The organism is Kribbella sp. CCNWLW201 (genome assembly GCF_037203805.1).
GTDB lineage: Bacteria > Actinomycetota > Actinomycetes > Propionibacteriales > Kribbellaceae > Kribbella.
The window spans coordinates 342,504-365,393 of sequence record NZ_JBBCBQ010000005.1 but is presented as its reverse complement, the minus strand read 5'-3'; the positions used below and the strand labels follow the sequence as shown (position 1 = coordinate 365,393).

The following is a 22,890-nucleotide window of genomic DNA, read 5'->3' as shown; positions in this document are numbered from 1 at the left end:
CCACGACCGTATCGGGGTCGGGCGTTCAACACGTCACCCCAGTGAACGAATCTAGCGGTCGGAAAGTAGCTCCCGCCTCCTTCAGAAGGAGGAGATCCGCCCGGAAATCGAACCAGACCGCCGGAACGCGCGTGGTGACAGGCCGACACGCGCGGTGAACAAACGGGTGAAGTACGCCGGATCGTCGTACCCAACCCGCCGTGCGACGGCGGCCACGGACAAGTCTTCCTCCGCGAGCAAAGCCTTGGCTGTGTTGAGTCTGGTGGTCAAGACCAGTTCCTGCGGTGTGGAGCCCGTAGTACCTCGTACGGCCTCGCGCAGCTCTCTCACACTGAGCCCAAGCTCTGCGGCATAGTCCTGAACGCTCAGCGCTCTGCACGCCAGGCCAGCCAGTCGAGCGGCCACATCGTCATCCGGCGGCGGTGCAGCCTGGGCGATGAGGTCATACAACGCAGCAACAGTCTGTACGGCGTTGTGCGTGGTGCTGACGCGTAGCAGCCGAGTGAAGGCTCGGTCGATCGGTCGTGGATCGGAGTACCGCCGTACAGGCTGACCGGGGTCCAGATGGCCCAGTGTGGTGAGTGCTGCCGTGGCTGGACCGCTGAAGAGCGTCCAGGCCTGCCGCCAGCGAGTAGTAGGTCGGTAGCCGTGCAGGACACCGGGGTAAAGCCAGAGCATCGCCGGTGCTTGTACCTCGAACAGTTGGCGGTCGGGACCATGCAACAGGTGGCCACGACCCTCCTTGATCCAGACGAGTGCGTGACAGCCGAGCGCGCGTTCCGGCACCTGTCCTCGCGGGTTCTCCTGCTCGCCGGCGCCTAGGCAGAAGAGTCCAAGTTGATGTTCAGGTTGACCAGGAGTCAGGTAGATCGACCAGTTCAGCACCTCACAAGAGTCCAAGAACCGGGTCGCTGGTGTCCATTCCGGCGTCCGCCAACTGTGGGTGGAATGGAGGTGTGCTGACTTCCAATGGCTATGTGCTTGACCAGAGTCGACTCGCGGAGCTGACCGTCGTACCGGACCGAGAGCGTGCGGACCGTCAGGCACTGCGGGAGCGGTTGTGGCGGGACGGGTACTTGTATCTGACCGGATTGCTGGATCCCGAGGTGGTGCTGGGGTTTCGGCGGTACTACTTCGAGTTGACCGGAGCTGTCACCGATCGAGCGTCGTACCGGAAGGTCCTGTTCGACCAGATCGTGCCGGGACCTGAGTACGCCGCCTTCTGTGCGCAGCCGCGACTCAGAGGATGGTTCGAGTGGTTCCTGGGTGGTGAGCCGTTCCTGCACAAGCGGAAGATCATCCGGCAGACCGCACCGGGTGAGAACGGCATCGGTACGGCGACACAGGCCCATTACGACCTGGTCTACCTCCGAGAGGGCAGCGACCAGGTGCTGTCCGCGTGGATCCCGCTAGGCGACTGCCCGGTCTCACGCGGCGGCCTGACGTACCTGGAAGGCAGTCACCACCGGGTGCTCGAGGAGGAGGCTGCAGGACGGCTGAAGCACCCGGCCGCATCGATGACCGCCGACCTGCCCGGACTAGCGGACGAGTACGACGCCCGGTGGCTGGTGACCGACTACGCAGCCGGCGACGTGGTCATCCACACCGCGCACACGATTCACGCAGCACTCGACAACGTCTCCACCGGCATCCGGCTGTCCACCGACATCCGCTATCAGCGATCCGCCGACGCTGTCGACAGCCGCTGGCAGAACCACTGGCATGACCAGGACGGGCTGTGATCGGTGCATCGACGACCGTGCGGACCGCAAAGTTCCCGCCATCACGCGGTTGACCGGAATGCGGGCGCTTCTCGCTAACGACAATCATTTCGGTTAAGGTGCTGGCGATCGACCGGGCCGCGTCTGAGCTGCGGCCCGGCGGCACGAGTCTGAGGAGAGCCGTGAATCGCAACGAGCTGGTCGCCGGCGTGGCGCAGAAGGCGGGCATTCCGCGGAACCAGGCCGAGAAGGTCCTCGACGCGCTGGGCGACGTCGTCACCGAGGCCGTGCACAAGGGCGACAAGGTGTCGCTCACCGGGTTGCTGAGCATTGAGCGGGTCCTGCGTGCGCCGCGCACCGGCCGCAATCCGCAGACCGGCGAGCCGCTCTCCATCCCGGCCGGCTACTCCGTCCGGCTGTCCTGCGGCAGCCGGCTGAAGGCCGCCGCCCGTGGAGACCTCCGCACCGTCTCCTGAGGTCAGCGCCGGACGGCGGTCACCCAGTACGGCGTCGTGGCCGTCGGCGGCGTGTTGAACCGGGCATTCGGCAGGTAGAGACGCTTGCCGAACGCGGCAACGGTCGTCGGTACGTCGAAGCCCGGGTCCTCGATCTCACGGACCAGTGAGCCGTGGGTCCCTGCCCGGTCGAGCCTGACGACCGCGACCTTGTTGAGCTGGTTCTGTACGACGTACAGCGTCCGGCCGATCGTCAGCAGGCCGTCGCCGTTCGTCATCGGGGCACTGAGGTCCACCCGCTGCGTCACGCCGTTCCGCGGGTTCACCTTGAACAGCAGCCCGGTCGCCGACTGCACGATGATCAGCGCACGATGGTCCGGCGTCAGCGTGATGCCGTTGGCATTGAACATGCCTGGCTGGTGCACGTAGTCGCCGGTCAACGGGATCGTGCGTACGGCGGACTGCCCTGGCAGCGAGCCGTTACGGCCGAGCGGGATCTTGTAGATCACCGCCTTCTGCGAGTCGGTGAACCACGCCGCGTTCCGGCCCAGGACCACGTCGTTGACGAACGTCGGAGCGCCCGCCGCCAAGGTGTACGACGCCAGCACCTCGCCGGTCCGGGTGTCGACCACCCGTGCGTTCCCGGCGGGACCACCGGCGACGAACAGCCGGCCGCGGTTGTCCACCTTCAGCCCGACCGACGGCGTACCCGGCCCCTGGCTGATCACCTCGCCCTCGCCCGTCCGCAGGCTGGCGGCATAGATGTCGCCATCGGCCAGCGAGCCGAAGTACGCCGTACCTCCGCGGATCGCAATGCCTTCGGGCCGGAACCCGTTCGGCAGGTCGATCCGGGCCGGGAAGGCGTGCGACGACGGGGCGGCCTTGGCGCTGAGGAAGCGGATCGGGTCGCAGATGCCGCCGTCGACCGAGTGTTTGACGGTTGATGGTCCCGATGCTGGGACCGCAGGGGCGCTGGTGGCGGCCGCCGACGCGGTGACGAGTCCCAGGATCAGTGCGGGCAGGCCGAGTGCGGCCGTGAGGCTACGGATGAACATGATGCGTCCTCCCCTGGAGAATTTCACCGTAGGACAACCGGCCGCACCCGGGAACGGTTCAGCGCGGGACCGCGGTGACCCAGTAGGGCGTGGTCGGAGTGGGCGTGGTGTTGAAGCGGGCGTTCGGTAGGTAGAGCCGGGACCCGAAGGCTGCCGCGGTGGTGGGCACGTCGAAGTCCGTGCTGGTGATCCGGTCGACCAAGTGACCCTCCGTGCCGGACGGGTTGATCTTGAGTACGGCGACGGTGTTGAGCCGGTTCTGGACGACATACAGCGTGGTGCCGATGACCAGCAGGCCGTCGCCGTTCGTCATCACGAGGTCGCCGATGTCGATCCGCTGGGTCACGCCGGTGCGCGGGTCGACCCGGAACAGGAAGCCGGTCGACGACTGGACGATGATCAGGGCTCGGCCGTCCGGAGTGAGCCCGATGCCGTTGGCGTTGTTGACGTCCGCGACGTGCTGGTAGTCACCGCTGTACGCGATGGTCTGGACTGCGGACTGGGCGGGCAGTTGGCCGTCGGGCCCGAGCGGGACCTTGTAGAACACAGGCTTCCGCGAGTCGGTGAAGTAGGCCGCGTCCTTGCTCACGATCACGTCGTTCACGAAGGTCGGGGCCGAGGTGGCGAAGGTGTAGCTCGCGAGCACCTCGCCGGTGCGGGTGTCGATGACGCGACCGTTTCCACCGGCGGCACCGGCCACGAAGAGCCGGGCGCGGTTGTCCACCTTCATACCGAGCGAGCCGGTGCCCGGTCCCTGGCTGATCACCTCGCCCTGACCGGTCTTCAGGTCGGCGGCGTAGATGTCGCCGTCGAGCCGCGAGCCGAAGTACGCCGTACCGCGGTCGATCGCGATGCCTTCCGGCTGGAACCCGGCCGGCAGTTCGAACCGGCTGGGGAAACTCGTCGGTTGTGCGGAGGCCGAAGTGCTGACGAGGCCGAGCATCAGCGCGGGGACGCTGAGTACGGCGGTGAGCCGACGGACGAGGCGTGGCATGGGCGGGTCCTCCTGATCCGGGTGTCTTTACCTGGAACAACGGCATCGCCCTGTGGATAGTTCAAAGCCGCCGCCGGATCTACCGGGTACTGTCGCTGGCAGCAACATCCCGCGACCGGGGTGGGGAACCGAGAACGGCTGAAGGAGCAGGCAGGAATGACAGTAGGGATCGACATTTCAGGTCTCTCCGACGACGTGCGGCCGCAGGACGACCTGTACCTGCACGCGAACGGGCCGTGGCTGGAACAGCACGAGATCCCGGCGGACAAGGCCATCTACGGCGCCTTCCACGCGCTGTCGGACACGGCCGAGCAGGACGTCCGCGCCATCGTCGAGAAGACGGTCGCCGCCGGTCATCCGGAGGGCAGCGAAGCACGCAAGGTCGCCGACCTGTACAGCAGCTTCATGGACGAGGAGACGATCGAGCGGCTCGGTGCCGAGCCGATCGCCGACCAGCTCACCCTGGTCCGCAAGATCCAGGACACCGGCGACCTGGTCGCCGCCCTCGGCACGCTCGAACTGCAGGGTGTGTCCGGCGTCTTCCACACCTGGATCGACGCCGACGCGAAGAAGTCCGACGAGTACGTCGTCTACCTCATGCAGGGCGGGATCAGCCTGCCGGACGAGGCCTACTACCGCGAGGACACCTTCGCCGAGATCCGTACGGCGTTCGTCGCCCACGTCGCGCGGATGCTCGAGCTGGCCGGGCTGCCCGACGCGGCCGGCGCCGCCGACCGGATCCTGGAGCTTGAGACGCGGATCGCGTCCGGGCACTGGGACCGGGTCAAGGATCGCGACGTCACGCTGACCTACAACAAGCTCGACCGGGCCGGGCTCGACGAGCTGACCCCTGGCTTCGACTGGTCACGCTGGCTCGAGGGTGCCGGCGTACCGGCGAGTGCGATCGAGCAGGTCGTCGTGCGGGAACCGGACTTCTTCACCGCGGCCGCCGGGGCGCTGCAGGAGATCGAGCTCGACCGGTGGAAGGAATGGCTGAGCTGGCAGATCGTGCACGACGCGGCACCGCTGCTGAGCAAGGCGTTCGTGGACGAGAACTTCGCCTTCTACGGCAAGACGCTGACCGGTGCGCCCGAGCTGCGCGAGCGGTGGAAGCGCGGTGTCGGCGTGGTCGAGTCCGCGCTCGGTGAGGCGCTCGGCAAGCTGTACGTCGCCGAGCACTTCCCGCCGGCCGCGAAGGCCCGGATGGTCGACCTGGTCGCGAACCTGGTCGAGGCGTACCGGCAGCGCATCGACGCGCTCGACTGGATGGGTCCCGACACCCGGCGGCGCGCGCTGGACAAGCTCGGCGCGTTCGTGCCGAAGATCGGCTACCCGGACAAGTGGAAGGACTACAGCGCGCTCGAGACCGACCCGGCCGACCTGTTCGGCAACGTCCGCCGGTCGATCGCGGTGGAGACCGCGCGCGAACTGGCCAAGCTCGGCACCCCGGTCGACCGGACCGAGTGGAAGATGACGCCGCAAACGGTCAACGCGTACTACAACCCGCGGATGAACGAGATCGTGTTCCCGGCCGCGATTCTGCGGCCGCCGTTCTTCGACCTGGACGCCGATGACGCGGTCAACTACGGCGCGATCGGCGCGGTGATCGGGCACGAGATCGGGCACGGGTTCGATGACCAGGGTTCCCGGTACGACGGTGACGGCAACATCAACGAGTGGTGGACCGACGACGACCGGGCCGCCTTCGAACAGCGGACCGACAAACTGGTCGCGCAGTACGAGGCCCTCGAACCGGCCGAGACACCAGGGCAGCACGTGAACGGCAAGCTCACCCTGGGGGAGAACATCGGCGACCTGGGCGGGCTGTCGATCGCGTACGTCGCCTATCAGCTCTCGCTGGACGGAGCCGAGCCGCCGGTGATCGACGGACTGACCGGAAGCCAGCGGTTCTTCCTGTCCTGGGCGACCGCCTGGTCGACCAAGACCCGGCCGGAAGAGGCGGCCCGACGGCTCGCGATCGACCCGCACTCGCCGCCGGAGTTCCGCTGCAACGCGGTGGTGAAGAACATCGACGAGTTCCACCAGACCTTCGGCATCACCGAAGGCGACGGCATGTGGCTGGCCCCCGAGGACCGCGTCCGCATCTGGTAAGCGCAGTCACCCGGCAGCTTTCCGCCGCAGGCGGTCAGCTGCCGGGTGTGGTGGTGTTCTAGGAAGCCATCCAGTTCTGCAGGCCCTCGACGTCGCGGGGCATGGCGTCGGAGAGGTTCTCGGCGCCGTCGTCGGTGATCAGGATGTCGTCCTCGATCCGGATGCCGATCCCGCGCAGGTCCTCCGGCACGGTCAGGTCGTCGGCCTGGAAGTACAGGCCCGGCTCGACCGTCAGCACGTACCCGGTCTGCAGGTTGCCCTTGCGGTACTTCTCCTCGCGCGCGGCCGAGCAGTCGTGCACGTCCAGCCCGAGCATGTGGCTGACGCCGTGCAGGGTGTAGCGCTGGTAGAGCATGCTCTCCGGGTCCAGGGCCTCCTCGGCGGACACCGGCAGCAGGTCCATCGCGTCGAGACCGTGCACGATGACCTCCATCGCGGCCTCGTGTGCGGTCCGGAACGTGACGCCCGGCCGGAGCGAGTCGATGCCGGCGTTCTGCGCGTCGAGCACCAGCTGGTACAGGTCACGCTGGCGCGGGGTGAACTCGCCGCTGACCGGCAGCGTGCGGGTGATGTCCGCGGTGTAGAGCTGACGGTTCTCCACACCCATGTCCAGCAGCATCAGGGTGCCGTCGTTGACCGCGCCGTCGTTCTCGATCCAGTGCAGCGTGGTCGCGTGCGGTCCGGCCGCGGCGATCGAGGTGTACCCGACGTCGTTGCCTTCGGCCCGGGCCCGGCGCCAGAAGGTGCCCTCGATCCAGCGTTCGCCGTACTCGCGGACCTTGTCCATCTCCGCGAGGACGTCGGAGAAGCCGCGGTGGGTGATCGCGACGGCGTTGCGCAGCTGCTCGATCTCGAACGGGTCCTTGACCAGCCGGAGCTCGGACAGCGTCGCGGCCAACTCCCGGTCCCGGTCGGTGTCGGTCTTCGCACCGCTCAGCAGCGTGGCGATCGACGCGTCCTCACCCCGCCGTACCCGGGTCGGTACGTCGCTCTTGAGCGCGTCCGCGAGCCGGTCGACGTGCCGGGTCTCGATGCCGAACTCCTTGGCGGTCTCGGTCAGCGACGGACGGCGGCCGGCCCAGAGTTCGCCGTACATCCGGTCGCGCCAGAATTCCTCGCCCTCGCTGCGGTCGGCGCGCGGGCGGAAGTACAGGACCGAGTCGTGGCCGCTGGCGCCGTTCGGCTCCAGCACCAGGACCGCGTCGGAGGTCTGGTCGCCGGCCAGCCAGACGTAGTCGGTGTGCGGGCGGAAGACGAAGTCGGTGTCGTTCGACCGGACCTTGTACGTGCCGGCCGGGATCACCAGCCGCTCACCCGGGAACGCCTGCGACAGCGCGTCCCGCCGCTTGGCCGCCCAGACCCCGACGTCGCTGAGCGTCACGTCCTGTCGCTCGGAATCGGCCCAGCCCGAGTTCATGAACGCCCGGAGCTTCGGGTTCGGCTCGTTGTCGTGCGACGCGGTCTTCGGCGCGGCGGCGGTGGCCTCGGGAGCGGTCGCCTCGGTGGTCTCGGCTGCGGTGGTCTCGGTCGTGTCGGTCATCGTCGACCAGTCCTCATCTCGGCGCGGGGTATGCGATTCAGGTGTGCAGTTGATCGCCGCGGAGCGTGCCGCTGTCGGGCAGCGCCTCGGCGGGGTCCGAGCCGATGCGGGTGATCGCATTGTGCTCGTCCACGAAGACTACGCTCGGCTCGAACACCTTCGCCTCCGCGGTGTCGAACATCCCGTACGCGATCAGGATGACCAGGTCACCCGGATGGATCAGGTGCGCCGCGGCCCCGTTGATGCCCACCACCCCGGACCCGCGCGGCCCTTCGATCAGGTACGTCGACAGCCGGTGGCCGTTCGTGATGTCGACGATGTCCACCTTCTCGCCGGGCAGCAGATCCGCCGCCTCCATCAGCTCGGCGTCCAGCGTGCAGGACCCCACATAATCCAGATCCGCCTGCGTCACCGTCGCCCGGTGAACCTTCGCCCGCATCATTTCTCTCAGCACAGGATCATCTCGCTCCACATGCCCGCCATGATCCAGCCCACCCCGCACCCCGTCAGTAACCCCCATCACCCAACCGGTTCAGCCCAAGGCAAAGGCCCCGCAAGCTCATACCTTTGCGGGGCCGCCACCTTTGTACCGTGGGTGGCAAACCGCAGGGTTGAGCGACACGCGAACAGTGGGTGACAACCCGGGATGCGTGCGGACCACGGGTGCTGCGAAACTGTGGCGGGTGAGTCCTAAGACGTTGACGGATCTGGTGGCGAACGACTGGGCCGAGGCGCTGGCGCCGGTCGAGGACACGGTCGCGAAGATGGGCGAGTTCCTGCGGGCCGAGATCGCCGCCGGGCGGCCGTACCTGCCGGCGGGTGAGAACGTACTGCGCGCGTTCCGGCAGCCGTTGCAGCAGGTGAAGGTCCTGATCGTCGGCCAGGATCCGTACCCGACGCCGGGGCACCCGGTCGGCCTGAGCTTCTCGGTCGCGCCGGACGTCCGGCCGATCCCGCGCAGCCTGGCCAACATCTACCGCGAGATGATGGCGGACGTCGGCGTACCGGCTCCGTCGAACGGCGACCTGACGCCTTGGACGGAGCAGGGCGTGTTGTTGCTCAACAGAGTGCTGACCGTGCAGCCGGGCAAGTCGGGCGCGCATCGCGGCAAGGGTTGGGAGACCGTGACCGAGCAGGCGATCCACGCGCTGGTGAAGCGCGGCGGGCCGCTGGTCGCGATCCTGTGGGGCCGCGACGCCCAGACGCTGAAGCCGATGCTGGGCAGTACGCCGTACGTCGAAAGCGCCCACCCGAGTCCGATGTCGGCCGATCGCGGCTTCTTCGGTTCCCGCCCGTTCAGCCGGGTCAACGCTCTTCTGGTCGAACAGGGCGCCACCCCGGTCGACTGGCGCCTGCCCTAGCCACAACCCTCCAGAGAACTCGCCGGATCCACGCGGTCACGGCGAGTTTTCGCATGCCCTTTTCCGAACTTGTTTGAATGATCCATTGCAGGATCGTTCAACAATCTCTTATGGTGGCCGAACGCGTCATCAAGCGCACACCGTCCGTCCCCGGGAGGAACCATGTGGGTTCTGCTCGCCATCGCGGTCGTCGTCATCGGGTTCGCCCTGCGGCTGAACTCGATGCTGGTCGTCACCGCCGCCGGTATCGTGGCCGGCCTGATCGGCGGCCTGTCACCGGTCAAGATCCTGAACGCCTTCGGCGACGGTTTCGCCGGCAGCCGGTCCGTCACCGTCTTCATCGTCACCCTGCCCGTGATCGGGCTGATCGAGCGCTACGGCCTGCAGCAGCAGGCCCGCAAGCTGATCGGCAAGCTGAAAGTCATGACCACCGGCCGGTTGCTGGCCATCTACCTGCTGATCCGGCAGGGTACGGCGGCCCTCGGCCTGACCAGTATCGGCGGCCCGGCCCAGGCGGTCCGGCCGTTGATCGCCCCGATGGCCGCCGGCGCCGCGGAGCGACGCTACGGCGGCCCGCTGCCGGAGAAACTGCAGGAGAAGATCAAGGGCTTCTCCGCCAGTGCCGACACGGTCGGGCTGTTCTTCGGTGAGGACATCTTCGTCGCGATCGGCTCGATCCTGCTGATCACCGGTTTCGTGGACGCGACGTACGGGCTGCACCTGGAGGCGATCGACATCGCGCTCTGGGCGATCCCGACCGGTATCTGCGCGCTGCTCATCCACGGCACCCGGCTGCTGCTGCTCGATCGCCAGCTGGACAAGCTGCACGCCGCCGCCAAGGCCGAGACCGAGCAGGTGATCCGATGATCAAGGTCGAGTGGTTCTACTGGCTCTGCGGACTGTTCTTCGCCCTGATCGCGCTGCAAGTGGTCAACGACCGCAGCAACCCGAAGCGCCTCGGCAGCGCGGCGTTCTGGGGCATCCTCGGGGTCTCGTTCGGCTACGGCACGTTCGTGGTCAACAAGCAGGCGCCGGCCTGGCTGCTCGGCATCGCGGTCATCGGTCTGGCCGTCCTGGCCGGCTCCGGTTTCCCGGGCCGTGGTCACGAGCAGACCACCACACCGGCCGAGCGGGTCCGCCTCGCCGACCGCTTTGGCAACAAGCTGTTCCTGCCCGCGCTGGTGATCCCGGTGGTCGCGGCGATCTTCGGCGCCTGGCTGGCGAAGGTGAAGCTCGTCGACGGCAAACTCCTGCTGCAAAGCGGATCCGCGACCATCATCGGACTCGGCGTCGCATCATTGCTGGCCCTCGCGGTCGGCATGGTGATCCTGAAACAGCGGTCGCCGGCCGTCCCGATGCACGAAGGCCGGCGGTTGCTCGAACACATCGGCTGGGCCGCGATCCTGCCGCAGATGCTGGCCACGCTCGGCCTGCTGTTCAACGCGTCCGGTGTCGGCAAGGCGGTCGGCCGCGTCACCGATCACCTGGTCCCGAAGGGCTCGCTGATCGCGGCGGTCGCGCTGTACTGCATCGGGATGGCGGTCTTCACGATCATCATGGGCAACGCCTTCGCCGCGTTCCCGGTGATGACGGCCGCGGTCGGCTGGCCGCTGCTGGTGCAGCAGTTCGACGGCACGCCGGCAGTCGTGTTCGCGATCGGCATGCTGGCCGGCTTCTGCGGCACCCTGTGTACGCCGATGGCCGCGAACTTCAACCTGGTTCCAGCGGCGTTGCTCGAGATGAAAGACCAGTACGGCCCGATCAAAGCGCAGATCCCGACCGCGATCCCTCTGCTGGCCTGCAACATCGCCCTGATGTACGTCTTCGCCTTCTGACCAAGGAGTCCCATGAAGTACGCCGCCGACTGGGCCGCGATCGCCTGCGAGGTGCTCGAAACCCCTTATCCGTACGGCGCCGCGCACGCGTCACTCGGTCCGGACGACGTGGACGTGACCCCGGAGCGGTTGCATCCCGCCTTCCACGGCTCGTACGACTGGCACTCCAGCGCACACATGCAGTGGTCCCTCGTCCGGTTGCTCACCCTCGCACCGGACCAGGTCGGCCCACGCCCGATCGAGGTCCTCGACCGGCGCCTGACTGCTGAGGCGATCGCGACCGAGGCGGCGTACCTGCGCGATCGGCCGTCGTACGAACGCCCGTACGGCTGGGCCTGGGCGGCGATGCTGGCTGCCGCGGGTCGGGACAAGTGGCCACTTGCCCCGCTCGCAGACACGATCGCCGACCTCGTCCTCGGCTGGCTGCCGCGGCAGGCCTACCCGGTCCGGCACGGCGTCCACCTGAACACCGCCTTCGCCCTCGCCTTGCTCCTCGAGGCGTACGGCGACCTCGGCCGGACCGACGTGGTCGACGCGATCCGCGGCCGAGCGATCGAGTGGTTCGGTCAGGACACGGCGTACGACTCGCGGTTCGAGCCGTCCGGGACCGACTTCCTGTCGCCCGCACTGACCGAGGCTGAGTTGATGCGTCGCGTGCTGCCGGAGGACGAGTACAAGACCTGGCTGACCTCCTTCCTCCCCGGCCTCGGCACCACGCAGCACCTGCATCTGCTCGAGGTGCCGACGACCGATGACTCCGGCGACGGCCAGCTGGCTCACCTGTCCGGTCTGGCGCTCTCGCGAGCCTGGCAGCTCCGCACGATCGCGCCGGTGCTCCCAGACGTTGCCGACGTACTACGGGCAGGTGCAGACCGTCAGGTCGAGGCTGTCCTGCCCACAGTGACCGAAGGCGACTTCATGTCGACGCATTGGCTGGTCTCGTTCGCCCTGCTGGCAACGCTGGCTGACTAGTACCCGTCCAGCTGTGCCACAGCTGGGCATACCGCCCACCGTCGGCCAGCAACGACTCATGCGTCCCGGACTCGACCACCCGGCCGTGATCGAGTACGACGATCCGGTCCGCCTGCTGGGCCTGCGTCAACCGGTGCGCCACGACCAGCGTCGTACGCCCCTCCGTTGCGGCAACACTGGCCCGCTCCAGCTCGCGAGCACCAGCACTGCCGGCCTCGGCGGTCGCCTCATCCAGTACGGCGATCGGCGGGTCAGCGAGCACGAGCCGAGCGAAAGCAACCTGTTGCGCCTGCGCACCGGTCAACTGATGACCGCTCTCACCCACGACAGTGTCCAACCCGTCAGGCAGCGCTCGTACCCACGCCAGCGCCCCGACGCGGTCCAGCGCCGCCTCAACCTCAGCAGCAGTCGCATCGGCCCGTGCCAGCCGCACGTCGTCCACCAGCGGCCCGGAGAATACGTGCACCTCTTGAGACAGCAGAGCCACCTGCGCACGAGTCCGATCCTCACCCAACGAGCGCAGATCCACTCCACCCAGCAGCACTGTGCCGGTAGAAGGCGTCAGGACCCCAGCCGCGATCGCAGCCAGCGTGGTCTTCCCAGCACCTGAAGCACCGACCAGTGCGACCCGCTCACCTGGTTCAAGCCGTAGCGACACCCCGTCAAGCACAAGTGGTCCGTCGTACGCGTGCCCAACGTCCACCAGCTCCAACGAAGCATCAGCCGGGGCAGGACCATCAGGCGGCTCTTGCACCGGCGGAATCTCCAGTACGCCGGCCAGCCGGGCGAGACCCGCGGACGCGGTCTGGATCTGGTCGAACTCCATCAACAGCATGCCGATCGGGTTGAACAGCCGGTGGAAGTACAGCGCAGCCGCCGTCACCGCACCGACGCTCACCGAATCGCCACGCACCAAGAAGAACCCAGCCACCAGGATCGAGGTCAGCCCGACGAACTCGGCGTGGTTGATCCGCGACGAGAAGAAGCTGAACAGCTTGAAGACCCTGAGCGACAGGTCTCGCGCGGCCGCCGACGTGTGCTCGATCTTGCCCAGCTGCACGTCTTCCAGCCGATACGCGCGGACGGTCGCACTACCCCGAAGCGACGCAATGATCGCCTCGGACCGCTCACCCATCGCCACCCGCTCGTCGCGGTAGAACGGCGCCGACCGCGGCAGGTACCACCGCAATGCCCACAAATACATCGGTACGGCAAGCAACCCGGCCAGCCCCAGTCGCCAGTCCAGCGCGAACATCCCGACCGCGGTCAATAGGATCGTCAGCGAGGCCGACAGCAACGCCGGCCCGACCTGGGTCAGCGCCGTCGCAACCGACGCCACGTCGTCGCCGACCCGGGACAGCAGGTCACCCGTGCGCACCTTGTCGAGCACCGGCGCGGGCAACTGCAGCACCCGGTCGATCACCTTCTCGCGGATCCGCGCCAGCACCGTCTCACCCACTCGCGCGACCAGCGTCACGCCAACAGCGGTGAGCAGTCCGGACACCAACGCGGCACCGCCGATCAACGCGACCACGCGTACGACGGCCGATCGGTCTGCACCACCGGCGATGTCGTCGACCAGTACGCCGAGCGCCCACGGCGCAACCAGACCGGCCGCACTCGCAATGGTGATCACCACAGACGCGAGGACAGACAACCCGGGCAGCCGGCGGAGCTCCTGCCACAGCACGGCCCAGGTCGCCCGGGGGCCCGGCGATCGGCAGCAAATTCATCGCAGCACCGCTTCCTGGTAGGCCGCGTCCTTGACCGCGAGGTCCGCATGGATGCCTTCAGCAACCACCGAACCGTCCGACACCACGATCACCCGATGCATCTTGCCGAGCAGTGCCGGACTACTGGTGAGCACCAACGTCGTCAGCCCGTCGCGCACCTCGGCAAGACCTTCCGCCAACAGCTCCTCGGTGACCGCGTCCACCGCCGTACTCGGGTCGTGCAGCACCAGCACAGGCGGCTCCGCCAGCAGTGCTCTGGCCAGGCCGAGCCGTTGACGCTGTCCGCCCGACAGTGACTGACCACGGTCGGCCAGCGGGCGGTCGAGTTCGTCGATCAGGTCTGCCGCGCCCGCAGCGGTCATCACCCGCTCCAACTCCCCCGACTCGACCAGCAGGTTGCTTCGAAGAGTCCCCTCGAACAGGTCCGTGTCGTGTTGCTCCAGCAGGACAGTCCGTCGTACGGCGTCGATGTCGAGCTCCTCGATCGCCGTACCACCGACAAGCAGCTTGCCCATGTGTTCCGGGGCACGGCCGGCTACGACTGCCAGCAGGGCATCAGCATCACGCGGGTCATAGCAGAGCACTCCCACGAGCTCTCCCGGTCGGAGAACGAGGTCCACCGAGGACAGGGACTTGTAGGACACCCCCACCAGCTCGAGCAGCGGTCTCGACGGGTCCAGCGTGGTCGCCGTACCGGAGGGGATCAGCGGGGGCGACGACAGCACAGACGCCAACCGGCCGGCAGATGCACGAGCCATAGCCGCTACCTGGCTCGCATACCCGAGTGACCCGACCGGCTCCGCGATGAACTGCGCCAGGCCGACCACCGTGATCAGCTCACCGATGGTGATCCGGTCAGTCAGCGCGAACCACCCAGACACACCAGCAACGGCTGCAAGCAGCAACCCGCTCAGTGCAGTGGTCACACCGTCCTGGAGCCCATTGGTGTTGGCTGCACGCAGAGTCGCGCGCAGTGTGTCCTGACTGGACCGCCGATACCGCGCTGCCGCATTGTGCTGCGCACCGATCCCCCGCAAGGTCCGCAGCCCGCCGACCAGGTCTGTAGCGAGCGCAGTGGTCTGCGCGACTGCCTCCTGCTGACTGGACGTACGACGGGTCAACAGCGGCGACAGAGCCTGAATCCCCAACACCAGCAGCGGTACGCCAATCAGCACACCAAGCCCCAGTGGTACGTCGACCAGCAGCAGCGACACCGACGACACCACCAGCGCCGTCGACGCGGCCAATCCGATCGAGACTGCCCGCATCACCAGAGCGGCCTTCTCTGCGTCCGACGTCGCGATCGACAACAGCTCACCGGACCGCAAGCCGGTGCGCTGCCCACGTGGGTCCAGCACCCGCTGGGCGACCTCGAGCCGCAACGCATGGGTCTCGTACTCGATCGCCCGCACCACCTGACGCGCACCGGTCTTCCACGCGTTCGACAGCACCGCGAACAGCACGACCATCATCAGCACGCACCACAGCAACGGCTGGACGTCGCCACTGGCCACCGCCCGGTCCACGAAGATGCCGATCGCCACCGGCACCGCTGCCTCGGTCGCCTGATGAAGCGACAGCACCAGGACTCCGGTGATCATCCGGCCGCGATGCCGTCGTACCGCCCGCCACAACAGTTCCCCACTCGACATAGTTAGGCAACCCTAACTCACGCGAATCCGTTGACACCGCCGTCTGTCCGCCGTACGGTCTCGCATCAATAGGAAACTTTCCTAACAGTTCACGTCATGAGCGCGGCATCGCCACGGACAGCGCGAAGGGAGGCAGGGTTATCCCATGGCCAAAACATCTGGGACACCTGGTACTCCCCGCCTGCTCCGCGCGATGAACGACCGCGCCGCCCTGGACCTGCTGCTCGCGCAGGGCCCGCTGTCCCGCACCACCCTCGGCAACCTCACCGGTCTGTCCAAGCCGACCGCGTCGCAGCTGCTCGCGCGGCTGGAAGCGGCCGGTCTGGTCCGCGCTAGCGGCACCACCGCCGGCCGTCCGGGCCCGAACGCCCAGCTGTACGAGATCAACGGCGGTATCGCGTACGTCGGCGGCCTCGACGTCACGCCGGCCCGGATCCGCGCAGCCGTGGCGGACCTGACCGGCAAGGTCGTCGGCAGCTACGAGCTGCCCACCCCGGGCCGCAGCGCCAAGGGCACGGTCGAGCGGGTGCTCAAGGCGATCGACGGCGCCGCCGGCGAGGCCGGCCTGAACCGCGGCCGGCTGCACCGCGTCTCGATCGGTACTCCGGGCGGTTTCGACCCGACCACCGGCCGGCTGCGGTACGCCACCCACCTGCCCGGCTGGCACTCGCCCCACCTGCTCGACGAGCTGGCGGCGGCGATCGCCGTACCGCTGGAGGTCGAGAACGACGTCAACCTCGCGGCCATCGCCGAGCAGCGGGTCGGCCACGCCAAGGACAGCGACAACTTCGTGCTGCTCTGGGGCGAGGAAGGCATCGGCGCCGCGGTCGTGATCAACGGCCGCCTGCACCGCGGTGCCACCGGCGGCGCCGGCGAGGTCGCCTTCCTGCCCCTTCCCGGTACGCCGCTCGTCCGCAACGTCAGCCGGAACAACGCCGGCGGCTTCCAGGAGCTGGCCGGCGGCGAACCGGTCCTCCGGCTCGCCCGCGAGCACGGCCTCAAGGCGCGGACGGCGGAAGCCGCGATCGCGGCCGCGTTGCAGACCGAGGGCGCCGGCGACGCCGTACTGACCGAGTTCGCACACCGGCTGGCCGTCGGCCTGGCCGCCATCGTCGCGGTCGTCGACCCCGAGCTGATCGTGCTCGCGGGCGGCGTCATCACCGCCGGCGGTGAGCGCCTGCGCGGCCTCGTCCAGGACGAGCTGGCCGAGCTCGCCGTACCGCGACCACGCCTGCTGATGACCGCGATCCAGGAGGATCCGGTCCTGGCCGGCGCTCTGCAGTCCGCCCTCACCACCACCCGAGACGAAGTCTTCGACACCGCAGGTCCACCCATCCCCTAGGAGTACGGATGCCACGCTTCAACCGCGCCCTACTGGCCACCGCCGCCGTCGCATTACTCGCGACCGCCTGTACTGGTACGTCGAACGCACCGCAAGCCAGTGACGACGCAACCAAGGACGTCACCATCACCTTCTGGCACGGCTGGAGCGCACCCAGCGAGGTGGCCGCGATCAACGCGAACATCAAGGCGTTCGAGGCGAAGCATCCGAACATCCATGTGAAGGCCGTCGGCAACATCAACGACGACAAGATCAAGCAGGCACTGCGGGCCGGCGGGGCGAACGCGCCGGACGTGGTCTCGTCGTTCACCACCGACAACGTCGGCACGTTCTGTGCCTCGAACGTGTTCGCCGACCTGAAGCCGTTCCTGGACAAGTCCGGCGTCGACCTGGACAAGACGTTCCCGAAGGCGCTGCAGGACTACACCCAGTTCGAGGGCAAGCGCTGCACGCTGCCGCTGCTGAACGACGCGTACGGCCTGTACTACAACAAGGACGCGTTCAAGGCCGCCGGGATCACCGCGCCGCCGAAGACACTGTCCGAATTCGACGCCGACGCGAAGAAGCTGACCAAGGTGAAGGGCGACTCGTACAGCCAGCTCGGCTTCATGCCGAACTTCCACGGCTACGAGTCGACCACCACGCACTTCGCCGCGCAGTGGAACCCGACGTACTTCACCGCCGACGGCAAGTCGAACCTGGCCGCCGACCCGGCGTTCGCCAAGATGCTCACCTGGCAGAAGAACCTGGTCAACTCCCTCGGCGGGTTCGCCAAGCTGGAGAAGTACCGGTCCACCTTCGGTGACGAGTGGGGCGCGAAGAACCCGTTCCACACCGGCCAGGTCGCGATGGCGATCGACGGTGAGTGGCGGCTCGGGATGGCCAAGGAGGCCGGCGTCAAGTTCGACATCGGTGTCGCGCCGTTCCCGGTGCCCGACGACCAGGCCGACAGCTACGGCAAGGGCTACCTGTCCGGCACCATCATCGGGATCGCCAGCACCAGCCAGAAGCAGAACGCGGCCTGGGAACTGGTCAAGTACATGACCACCGACACCGAGGCCGTGGTGAACTTCGCGAACGCGATCCACAACGTGCCGTCCACCCTGGACGCGCTGAAGTCGCCCAACCTGGACGCCGACCCGGCCTTCCGCACCTTCCTCGAGATCGCCCAGCACCCGAAGAGCAGCACCACCCCGGCCAGCCCGAACGGCGGCGCCTACCAGCTCACCCTCCAGGACTTCGGCTTCTCCTACGAGTCCGGCAAGGTGACCGACCTGGCCGCCGGACTGGCCAAAACCGACCAGCAGATCGACAAGGACCTCGCGCAGGTCAAGTGATGATCTCAACCGGCCTGCGACAGAAACGGCGCCGGGAGGCACTCCGCAACGTCGCCTTCCTCTCCCCCTGGCTGATCGGCGTCAGCGTCTTCTTCCTCTACCCGCTCATCTCCACCGTCTACTTCAGTTTCATGCGGTACGACGGTTTCACCGCACCGACGTGGACCGGCCTGAAGAACTGGCAGTATGTCTTCACCGACTACCCGTTCTTCTGGCCGGCGCTGCGGAACACGCTGTGGCTCGTCGTCGTGATGGTCACCCTCCGGGTGATCTTCGGGCTCGGCATCGGTCTGCTGATCACCAAGGTCAAGACCGGTGCCGGGTTCTTCCGGACCGCGTTCTACCTGCCGTACCTGGCGCCCCCGGTGGCCGCGACGATGGCGTTCGCGTTCCTGCTCAACCCGGGCACCGGGCCGGTGAACAACATCCTCGGCAGTATCGGGTTGCCGCAGCCGGGCTGGTTCAACGATCCGACCTGGTCAAAGCCCGCACTCACCATGCTGGCGTTGTGGGGTATCGGCGACCTGATGGTGATCTTCATGGCGTCGCTGCTCGACGTACCGCAGGAGCAGTACGAGGCCGCGTCCCTCGACGGAGCGGGCCCGTGGCAACGGTTCCGGTTCGTGACGCTGCCGAACATCTCGCCGATCGTGTTGTTCGCGGTCGTCACCGGCGTGATCCAGACGATGCAGTACTACACGCAGCCACTCGTCGCCGGGAAGGTGGCGAGTGGGGTGATCGGTGGCTCCGGGCAACAGTTCGAGCCGGGCTATCCGGACAAGTCGACGCTGACGCTGCCGCAACTCGTGTACCACCTGGGCTTCCAGCGGTTCGACACCGGCGGCGCGTCTGTGATCGCGCTGGTCCTGTTCGCGCTGGCGATGGTGTTCACCGCACTGCTGATGCGCCGCGGCAGCGGTTTCCTGGCGACCAACGACTGAGGGGCGGCAATGACTCTCTCGCTAACGGCGGCCCCGGTCCGACTTACCGCGGCCGGCCGGGCAGCACGTCGTACCAAGGCTCTGGAATGGGTCGCGGTGCACTCACTGGCGATCGCGGCGGCCTTGTTCTTCGTGCTGCCGTTCGTGTTCGTCTTCCTGACAGCGGTGATGAGTGACCAGCAGGCGCTCACCCGCGACCTGTGGCCGAACAGCTGGCACTGGGAGAACCTGCGGACCGTGTGGGAGACGCCGGGCTTCCTGACCTGGTGGAAGAACACGCTGTTCTATGCCGGTCTCGGTACGGCGCTGACGCTGCTGTCCAGCATCCCGGTCGCGTACGCGCTGGCGCGGTTCAAGTTCCGCGGCCGCAACCTCGCGTTGATGCTGGTCATCTCGACGATGATGCTGCCGCCGCAGGTGGTGATCGTGCCGATGTACTTGTTCTGGGCCAAGCAGATGCACCTGTCCGGGACGTTGTGGCCGCTGATCATCCCGATGGCGTTCACCGACGCGTTCTCGGTGTTCCTGTTGCGGCAGTTCCTGCTCACCATCCCGAAGGACTACGTGGACGCGGCGAAGGTGGACGGCTGCGGCGACTTCCGGGCTCTGGTCCGGATCGTCCTGCCGATGGCCAAACCCGCCATCGCCGCGGTCGCGCTGTTCCAGTTCTTCTACTGCTGGAACGACTACTTCGGGCCGCAGATCTACGCCAGCGAGAACCCGGCCGCCTGGACGCTCAGCTACGGCCTCGAGTCGTTCAAGGGCGCCCACCACACCAACTGGAACCTCACCATGGCAGCCACCCTGCTGGTGCTGGCGCCGGTGATCATCTTGTTCTTCTTCGCTCAGAAGGCCTTCATCGAAGGCGTCACACTCACAGGGGTCAAAGGTTGAAACTCACAGTCGTAGGCGGCGGATCCACCTACACTCCCGAACTCGTCGACGGCTTCGCCCGGCTGCGCGACACACTGCCGGTGACCGAACTCGTCCTGGTCGACCCGGCCGCTGACCGGCTCGAACTGGTCGGCGGCCTGGCCCGGCGGATCTTCGCCCGGCAAGGCCATCCTGGCCGGGTGATCACCACGTCCGATGTCGACGCGGGGATCGACGGTGCAGACGCCGTACTGCTGCAACTGCGGGTCGGTGGTCAGGCCGCACGCAACGAAGACGAGACGTGGCCGTTGGAGTGCGGCTGTGTCGGCCAGGAGACAACCGGGGCCGGCGGGCTGGCCAAGGCGCTGCGGACGGTCCCTGTCGTGCTGGACATTGCAGAGCGGGTACGACGTACCAATCCGAACGCGTGGATCATCGACTTCACCAATCCGGTCGGAATCGTGACGCGGGCGTTGCTGTCGCGCGGGCACAAGGCGGTCGGGTTGTGCAACGTGGCGATCGGGTTCCAGCGGCGGTTCGCCCAGTTGCTGGGGGTCTCGCCGGAGCAAGTGTCGTTGGACCACGTCGGACTCAACCACCTGACGTGGGAGCGCGCCGTACGGGTGGATGGCGAGGACATGCTGCCGAAGCTGCTCGCCGAGCACGCGGCTTCGTTGGCTGACGTCCTGAAGCTGCCGGCTGAGCTGCTTTTGCGGTTGGGCGTGGTGCCGTCGTACTACCTGCGTTACTTCTACGCGCACGACGAGGTGGTGCAGGAACTGCTGTCGAAGCCGTCGCGGGCGGCCCAGGTGGCTGCGCTGGAGAACCAGTTGCTCGACATGTACGCCGATCCGTTGCTGGACGAGAAGCCTGCACTGCTCGAGCAGCGCGGTGGGGCGTACTACTCCGAGGCGGCGGTCGCGCTGGCGTCGTCCCTGCTGAACAACACGGGCGATGTGCAGGTGGTGAACACACTCAACAACGGGACACTGCCGTTCCTGCCGGACGACGCGGTGATCGAAGTACCTGCTGTTGTTGATGCTCTTGGTGCTCGGCCGGTCGACGTGAGTCCGGTGGAGCCCTTGTACAGCGGGTTGATCAGCCATGTGACGGCGTACGAACAGCTGGCGTTGGACGCTGCTGTGCACGGTGGTACCGACCGGGTGTTCGACGCATTGCTGGCGCATCCGCTGGTCGGGCAGATCTCGTTGGCTCGTGAGTTGACCGACAAGCTGCTGGCGCACAACGCCGCCTACCTGCCGTGGGCGCAGTGATCGTCCCGGGCGGCGTGCTCGCCTTCGACGCCGGCAACAGCAAGACCGACGTCGCCCTGGTCGCCGCCGACGGATCAGTTCTCGGTACGGCGCGAGGCGGCGGATTCGAGCCACAGAACATCGGGGCCGCCGCGGCAGTCGCCGGACTCGAGCCACTGGTGATCGCGGCCGCGGCGTCGGCTGGGCTCGAGGTTGGCGACGTACCGCTGGTGCAGCACGTGTCCGCGTGCCTGGCGAACGCGGACCTTCCGATCGAAGAGGAGTGGCTGACCGCGGCCTTCGAGTCTTACGGCTGGGGGCAGTCGGTGTACGTCACCAACGACACGTTCGCGTTGCTCCGTGCTGGAGTCGACGAGCCGCGTGGAGTGGCGGTCGTGTGCGGGGCCGGGATCAACTGCGCGGGCTTGTTGCCTGACGGACGGACGGCGCGGTTTCCGGCGCTCGGGAAGCTGTCCGGGGATTGGGGCGGTGGGCAACAGCTTGCCGAGGAGGCGATCTGGGCGGCCGCTCGGGCGGACGACGGCCGGGGCCCGGCGACCGCGTTGGTCACGGCGCTGACCTCGCACTACGGCGTTGCGTCGCTGACCGACTTGCTCGAAGGCTTCCACCTTGGTGACATGCCTTCGACGCGGAAGCTCGAGGCGACTCCGGTGCTGTTCAATGTCGCCGCCGCGGGTGATGTGGTGGCTCGGGAGATCGTGCGACACCAGGCCGAGGAGATCGTCACGATGGCGACCGTCGCCCTCCGCCGCCTGGACCTGCTCGACGACCCGGTCCCGGTGGTGCTCGGCGGCGGGGTGCTGACTGCCGGACACCCGTTGCTGGTGGAAACCGTCGTACGCCTGCTGTTCGAGGCTGCTCCGAAGGCGGTCCCTCGCGTGATCGACGTACCGCCTGTTGTCGGAGCCGCTCTGCTGGGGTTGGACCACACTTCCGCATCGCCGTCGGCTCAGGCGGCCCTGCGGGCCGCGTTCGCGTCTCCGTCCGCAGCCTGAGAATCCGTCCTGGTGCGGTACCACCGCTGCGGTGGCTGCTTGAAAGGCGCTTTGCGTGGGTGTAATCATGATTACATGAGTACACAGACTGAGGTTGAGCGGGTCCGGGGCTGGTTGACCGGTCGATTGCCGGCTGAGTGGTTCGAGGGTGAGCCGGAGCTGACGATCGACCGGGACGAGATCCTGATCGTCGGGCGGATTCCCGCGCCGGAGCAGAAGGGCGACGTGAGCGCCGCCGAGCGGTCCGCCGCCGAGGAGGGCCGGATCAAGCAGTACCGGGAGGACACCCGGGAGCGCCGGATCGAGATCGCGCGCGAACTGGAGCACGCGACCCGCCGCAAGGTCGCCTGGGGCGTTCTGTGCGGCGACACCCGGACCATCTTCACGTCACTGTCCGCGCCGGTGATGACCCGGCTGCGCCAGCCCGAGCGCCAGGTCCTCGACACCCTGGTCGACGCCGGCGTGGCCCGCTCACGCAGCGACGCCCTCGGCTGGTGCGTGAAACTCGTCGCCCAGCACAGCGAAACCTGGCTCGCCGACCTCCGCGAAGCCATGACGAAGGTCGAAGACGTCCGCCGAGCCGGCCCGGACGCAGCGAACAGCTGACCACCCCCAGCCCCCGTCACACCTCATGCCTGAGCGCGCCTGCACCTGACGGCAGGTGGAGCGCCGTCGTATCGTCGACTGTGGGGAGATTG

Annotated in this window: 21 protein-coding genes; 14 read left to right on the top strand and 7 right to left on the bottom strand. The window is 67.5% G+C overall.

The window, feature by feature from the left end:
- Positions 1-81: 81 nt before the first annotated feature.
- Entirely contained in the window at positions 82-885 is an 804-nt protein-coding gene (locus tag V9K99_RS23560) for a helix-turn-helix domain-containing protein (RefSeq protein WP_337006451.1), read from the bottom strand.
- A 92-nt stretch (positions 886-977) separates the two neighbouring features.
- Here V9K99_RS23560 and V9K99_RS23555 point away from each other — a divergent pair, with 92 nt between their 5' ends.
- Positions 978-1,742: a phytanoyl-CoA dioxygenase family protein gene (locus V9K99_RS23555; RefSeq protein ID WP_337323589.1), complete on the top strand. Its 765-nt coding sequence runs from the start codon at positions 978-980 to the stop codon at positions 1,740-1,742.
- A gap of 161 nt (positions 1,743-1,903) precedes the next feature.
- Positions 1,904-2,197 (top strand): HU family DNA-binding protein, encoded by a 294-nt coding sequence (locus V9K99_RS23550; RefSeq protein ID WP_337006447.1) that lies wholly within the window; start codon positions 1,904-1,906, stop codon positions 2,195-2,197.
- Positions 2,198-2,199: 2 nt separating this feature from the next.
- Here the strand turns inward: V9K99_RS23550 and V9K99_RS23545 are convergent, their stop codons facing one another.
- Together V9K99_RS23545 and V9K99_RS23540 are read right to left on the bottom strand one after the other, a co-directional pair.
- Positions 2,200-3,231 (bottom strand): SMP-30/gluconolactonase/LRE family protein, encoded by a 1,032-nt coding sequence (locus V9K99_RS23545; protein WP_337006445.1) that lies wholly within the window; start codon positions 3,229-3,231, stop codon positions 2,200-2,202.
- A gap of 58 nt (positions 3,232-3,289) precedes the next feature.
- A complete protein-coding gene (locus V9K99_RS23540; protein WP_337006443.1) occupies positions 3,290-4,225 on the bottom strand; it encodes an SMP-30/gluconolactonase/LRE family protein in 936 nt (311 codons plus the stop codon).
- A gap of 156 nt (positions 4,226-4,381) precedes the next feature.
- On the opposite strand from V9K99_RS23540, the gene V9K99_RS23535 reads away from it, so the two are divergent.
- Positions 4,382-6,337: a M13 family metallopeptidase gene (locus tag V9K99_RS23535; RefSeq protein ID WP_337006441.1), complete on the top strand. Its 1,956-nt coding sequence runs from the start codon at positions 4,382-4,384 to the stop codon at positions 6,335-6,337.
- Between the two features lie 58 nt (positions 6,338-6,395).
- On the opposite strand, the gene V9K99_RS23530 is transcribed toward V9K99_RS23535, so the two are convergent.
- Both V9K99_RS23530 and panD read right to left on the bottom strand, forming a co-directional pair.
- On the bottom strand, positions 6,396-7,877 hold the full coding sequence (locus V9K99_RS23530; protein WP_337006439.1) for an aminopeptidase P family protein: 1,482 nt from the start codon (positions 7,875-7,877) through the stop codon (positions 6,396-6,398).
- Between the two features lie 37 nt (positions 7,878-7,914).
- Entirely contained in the window at positions 7,915-8,319 is a 405-nt protein-coding gene (gene panD, locus V9K99_RS23525) for an aspartate 1-decarboxylase (RefSeq protein ID WP_337006437.1), read from the bottom strand.
- A 241-nt stretch (positions 8,320-8,560) separates the two neighbouring features.
- On the opposite strand from panD, the gene V9K99_RS23520 reads away from it, so the two are divergent.
- From V9K99_RS23520 to V9K99_RS23505, 4 genes are all read left to right on the top strand, one after another.
- On the top strand, positions 8,561-9,238 hold the full coding sequence (locus V9K99_RS23520) for a uracil-DNA glycosylase (RefSeq protein ID WP_337006435.1): 678 nt from the start codon (positions 8,561-8,563) through the stop codon (positions 9,236-9,238).
- A gap of 162 nt (positions 9,239-9,400) precedes the next feature.
- Complete coding sequence (locus tag V9K99_RS23515) at positions 9,401-10,105, top strand: DUF969 domain-containing protein (RefSeq protein WP_337006433.1); 705 nt, start codon at positions 9,401-9,403, stop codon at positions 10,103-10,105.
- Positions 10,102-11,073 carry a DUF979 domain-containing protein gene (locus V9K99_RS23510; RefSeq protein WP_337006431.1) on the top strand — a complete coding sequence of 324 codons (972 nt, stop codon included), beginning with the start codon at positions 10,102-10,104 and terminating at the stop codon, positions 11,071-11,073. Before V9K99_RS23515 ends, V9K99_RS23510 begins: the two co-directional genes overlap by 4 nt.
- Before the next feature lie 12 nt (positions 11,074-11,085).
- A complete protein-coding gene (locus tag V9K99_RS23505) occupies positions 11,086-12,045 on the top strand; it encodes a DUF2891 family protein (protein ID WP_337006429.1) in 960 nt (319 codons plus the stop codon).
- Here the strand turns inward: V9K99_RS23505 and V9K99_RS23500 are convergent.
- Positions 11,990-13,684, bottom strand: coding sequence for an ABC transporter ATP-binding protein (locus V9K99_RS23500; protein WP_337006427.1), 1,695 nt, complete (start codon positions 13,682-13,684; stop codon positions 11,990-11,992). The two genes, V9K99_RS23505 and V9K99_RS23500, sit on opposite strands and share 56 nt — an antisense overlap.
- 90 nt (positions 13,685-13,774) lie before the next feature.
- Positions 13,775-15,430, bottom strand: a complete 1,656-nt coding sequence (locus V9K99_RS23495) for an ABC transporter ATP-binding protein (protein WP_337006425.1) — start codon at positions 15,428-15,430, stop codon at positions 13,775-13,777.
- Positions 15,431-15,575: 145 nt separating this feature from the next.
- Here V9K99_RS23495 and V9K99_RS23490 point away from each other — a divergent pair, with 145 nt between their 5' ends.
- From V9K99_RS23490 to V9K99_RS23460, 7 genes are all read left to right on the top strand, one after another.
- The gene (locus tag V9K99_RS23490; protein ID WP_337006423.1) at positions 15,576-16,772 is read left to right on the top strand and encodes an ROK family transcriptional regulator; all 1,197 of its coding nucleotides are present in this window, start codon (positions 15,576-15,578) and stop codon (positions 16,770-16,772) included.
- A gap of 8 nt (positions 16,773-16,780) precedes the next feature.
- The gene (locus V9K99_RS23485) at positions 16,781-18,109 is read left to right on the top strand and encodes an ABC transporter substrate-binding protein (protein ID WP_337006422.1); all 1,329 of its coding nucleotides are present in this window, start codon (positions 16,781-16,783) and stop codon (positions 18,107-18,109) included.
- Positions 18,109-19,050, top strand: coding sequence for a carbohydrate ABC transporter permease (locus tag V9K99_RS23480; RefSeq protein ID WP_337006420.1), 942 nt, complete (start codon positions 18,109-18,111; stop codon positions 19,048-19,050). The genes V9K99_RS23485 and V9K99_RS23480 overlap by 1 nt, the downstream gene beginning before the upstream one ends.
- Positions 19,051-19,059: 9 nt before the next feature.
- Positions 19,060-19,944, top strand: coding sequence for a carbohydrate ABC transporter permease (locus V9K99_RS23475; RefSeq protein ID WP_337006419.1), 885 nt, complete (start codon positions 19,060-19,062; stop codon positions 19,942-19,944).
- Positions 19,941-21,197 (top strand): 6-phospho-beta-glucosidase, encoded by a 1,257-nt coding sequence (locus V9K99_RS23470; protein WP_337006417.1) that lies wholly within the window; start codon positions 19,941-19,943, stop codon positions 21,195-21,197. Before V9K99_RS23475 ends, V9K99_RS23470 begins: the two co-directional genes overlap by 4 nt.
- Positions 21,185-22,192 (top strand): N-acetylglucosamine kinase, encoded by a 1,008-nt coding sequence (locus tag V9K99_RS23465; RefSeq protein ID WP_337006415.1) that lies wholly within the window; start codon positions 21,185-21,187, stop codon positions 22,190-22,192. Before V9K99_RS23470 ends, V9K99_RS23465 begins: the two co-directional genes overlap by 13 nt.
- A gap of 75 nt (positions 22,193-22,267) precedes the next feature.
- Positions 22,268-22,798: a hypothetical protein gene (locus V9K99_RS23460; protein ID WP_337006413.1), complete on the top strand. Its 531-nt coding sequence runs from the start codon at positions 22,268-22,270 to the stop codon at positions 22,796-22,798.
- Positions 22,799-22,890: the final 92 nt, after the last annotated feature.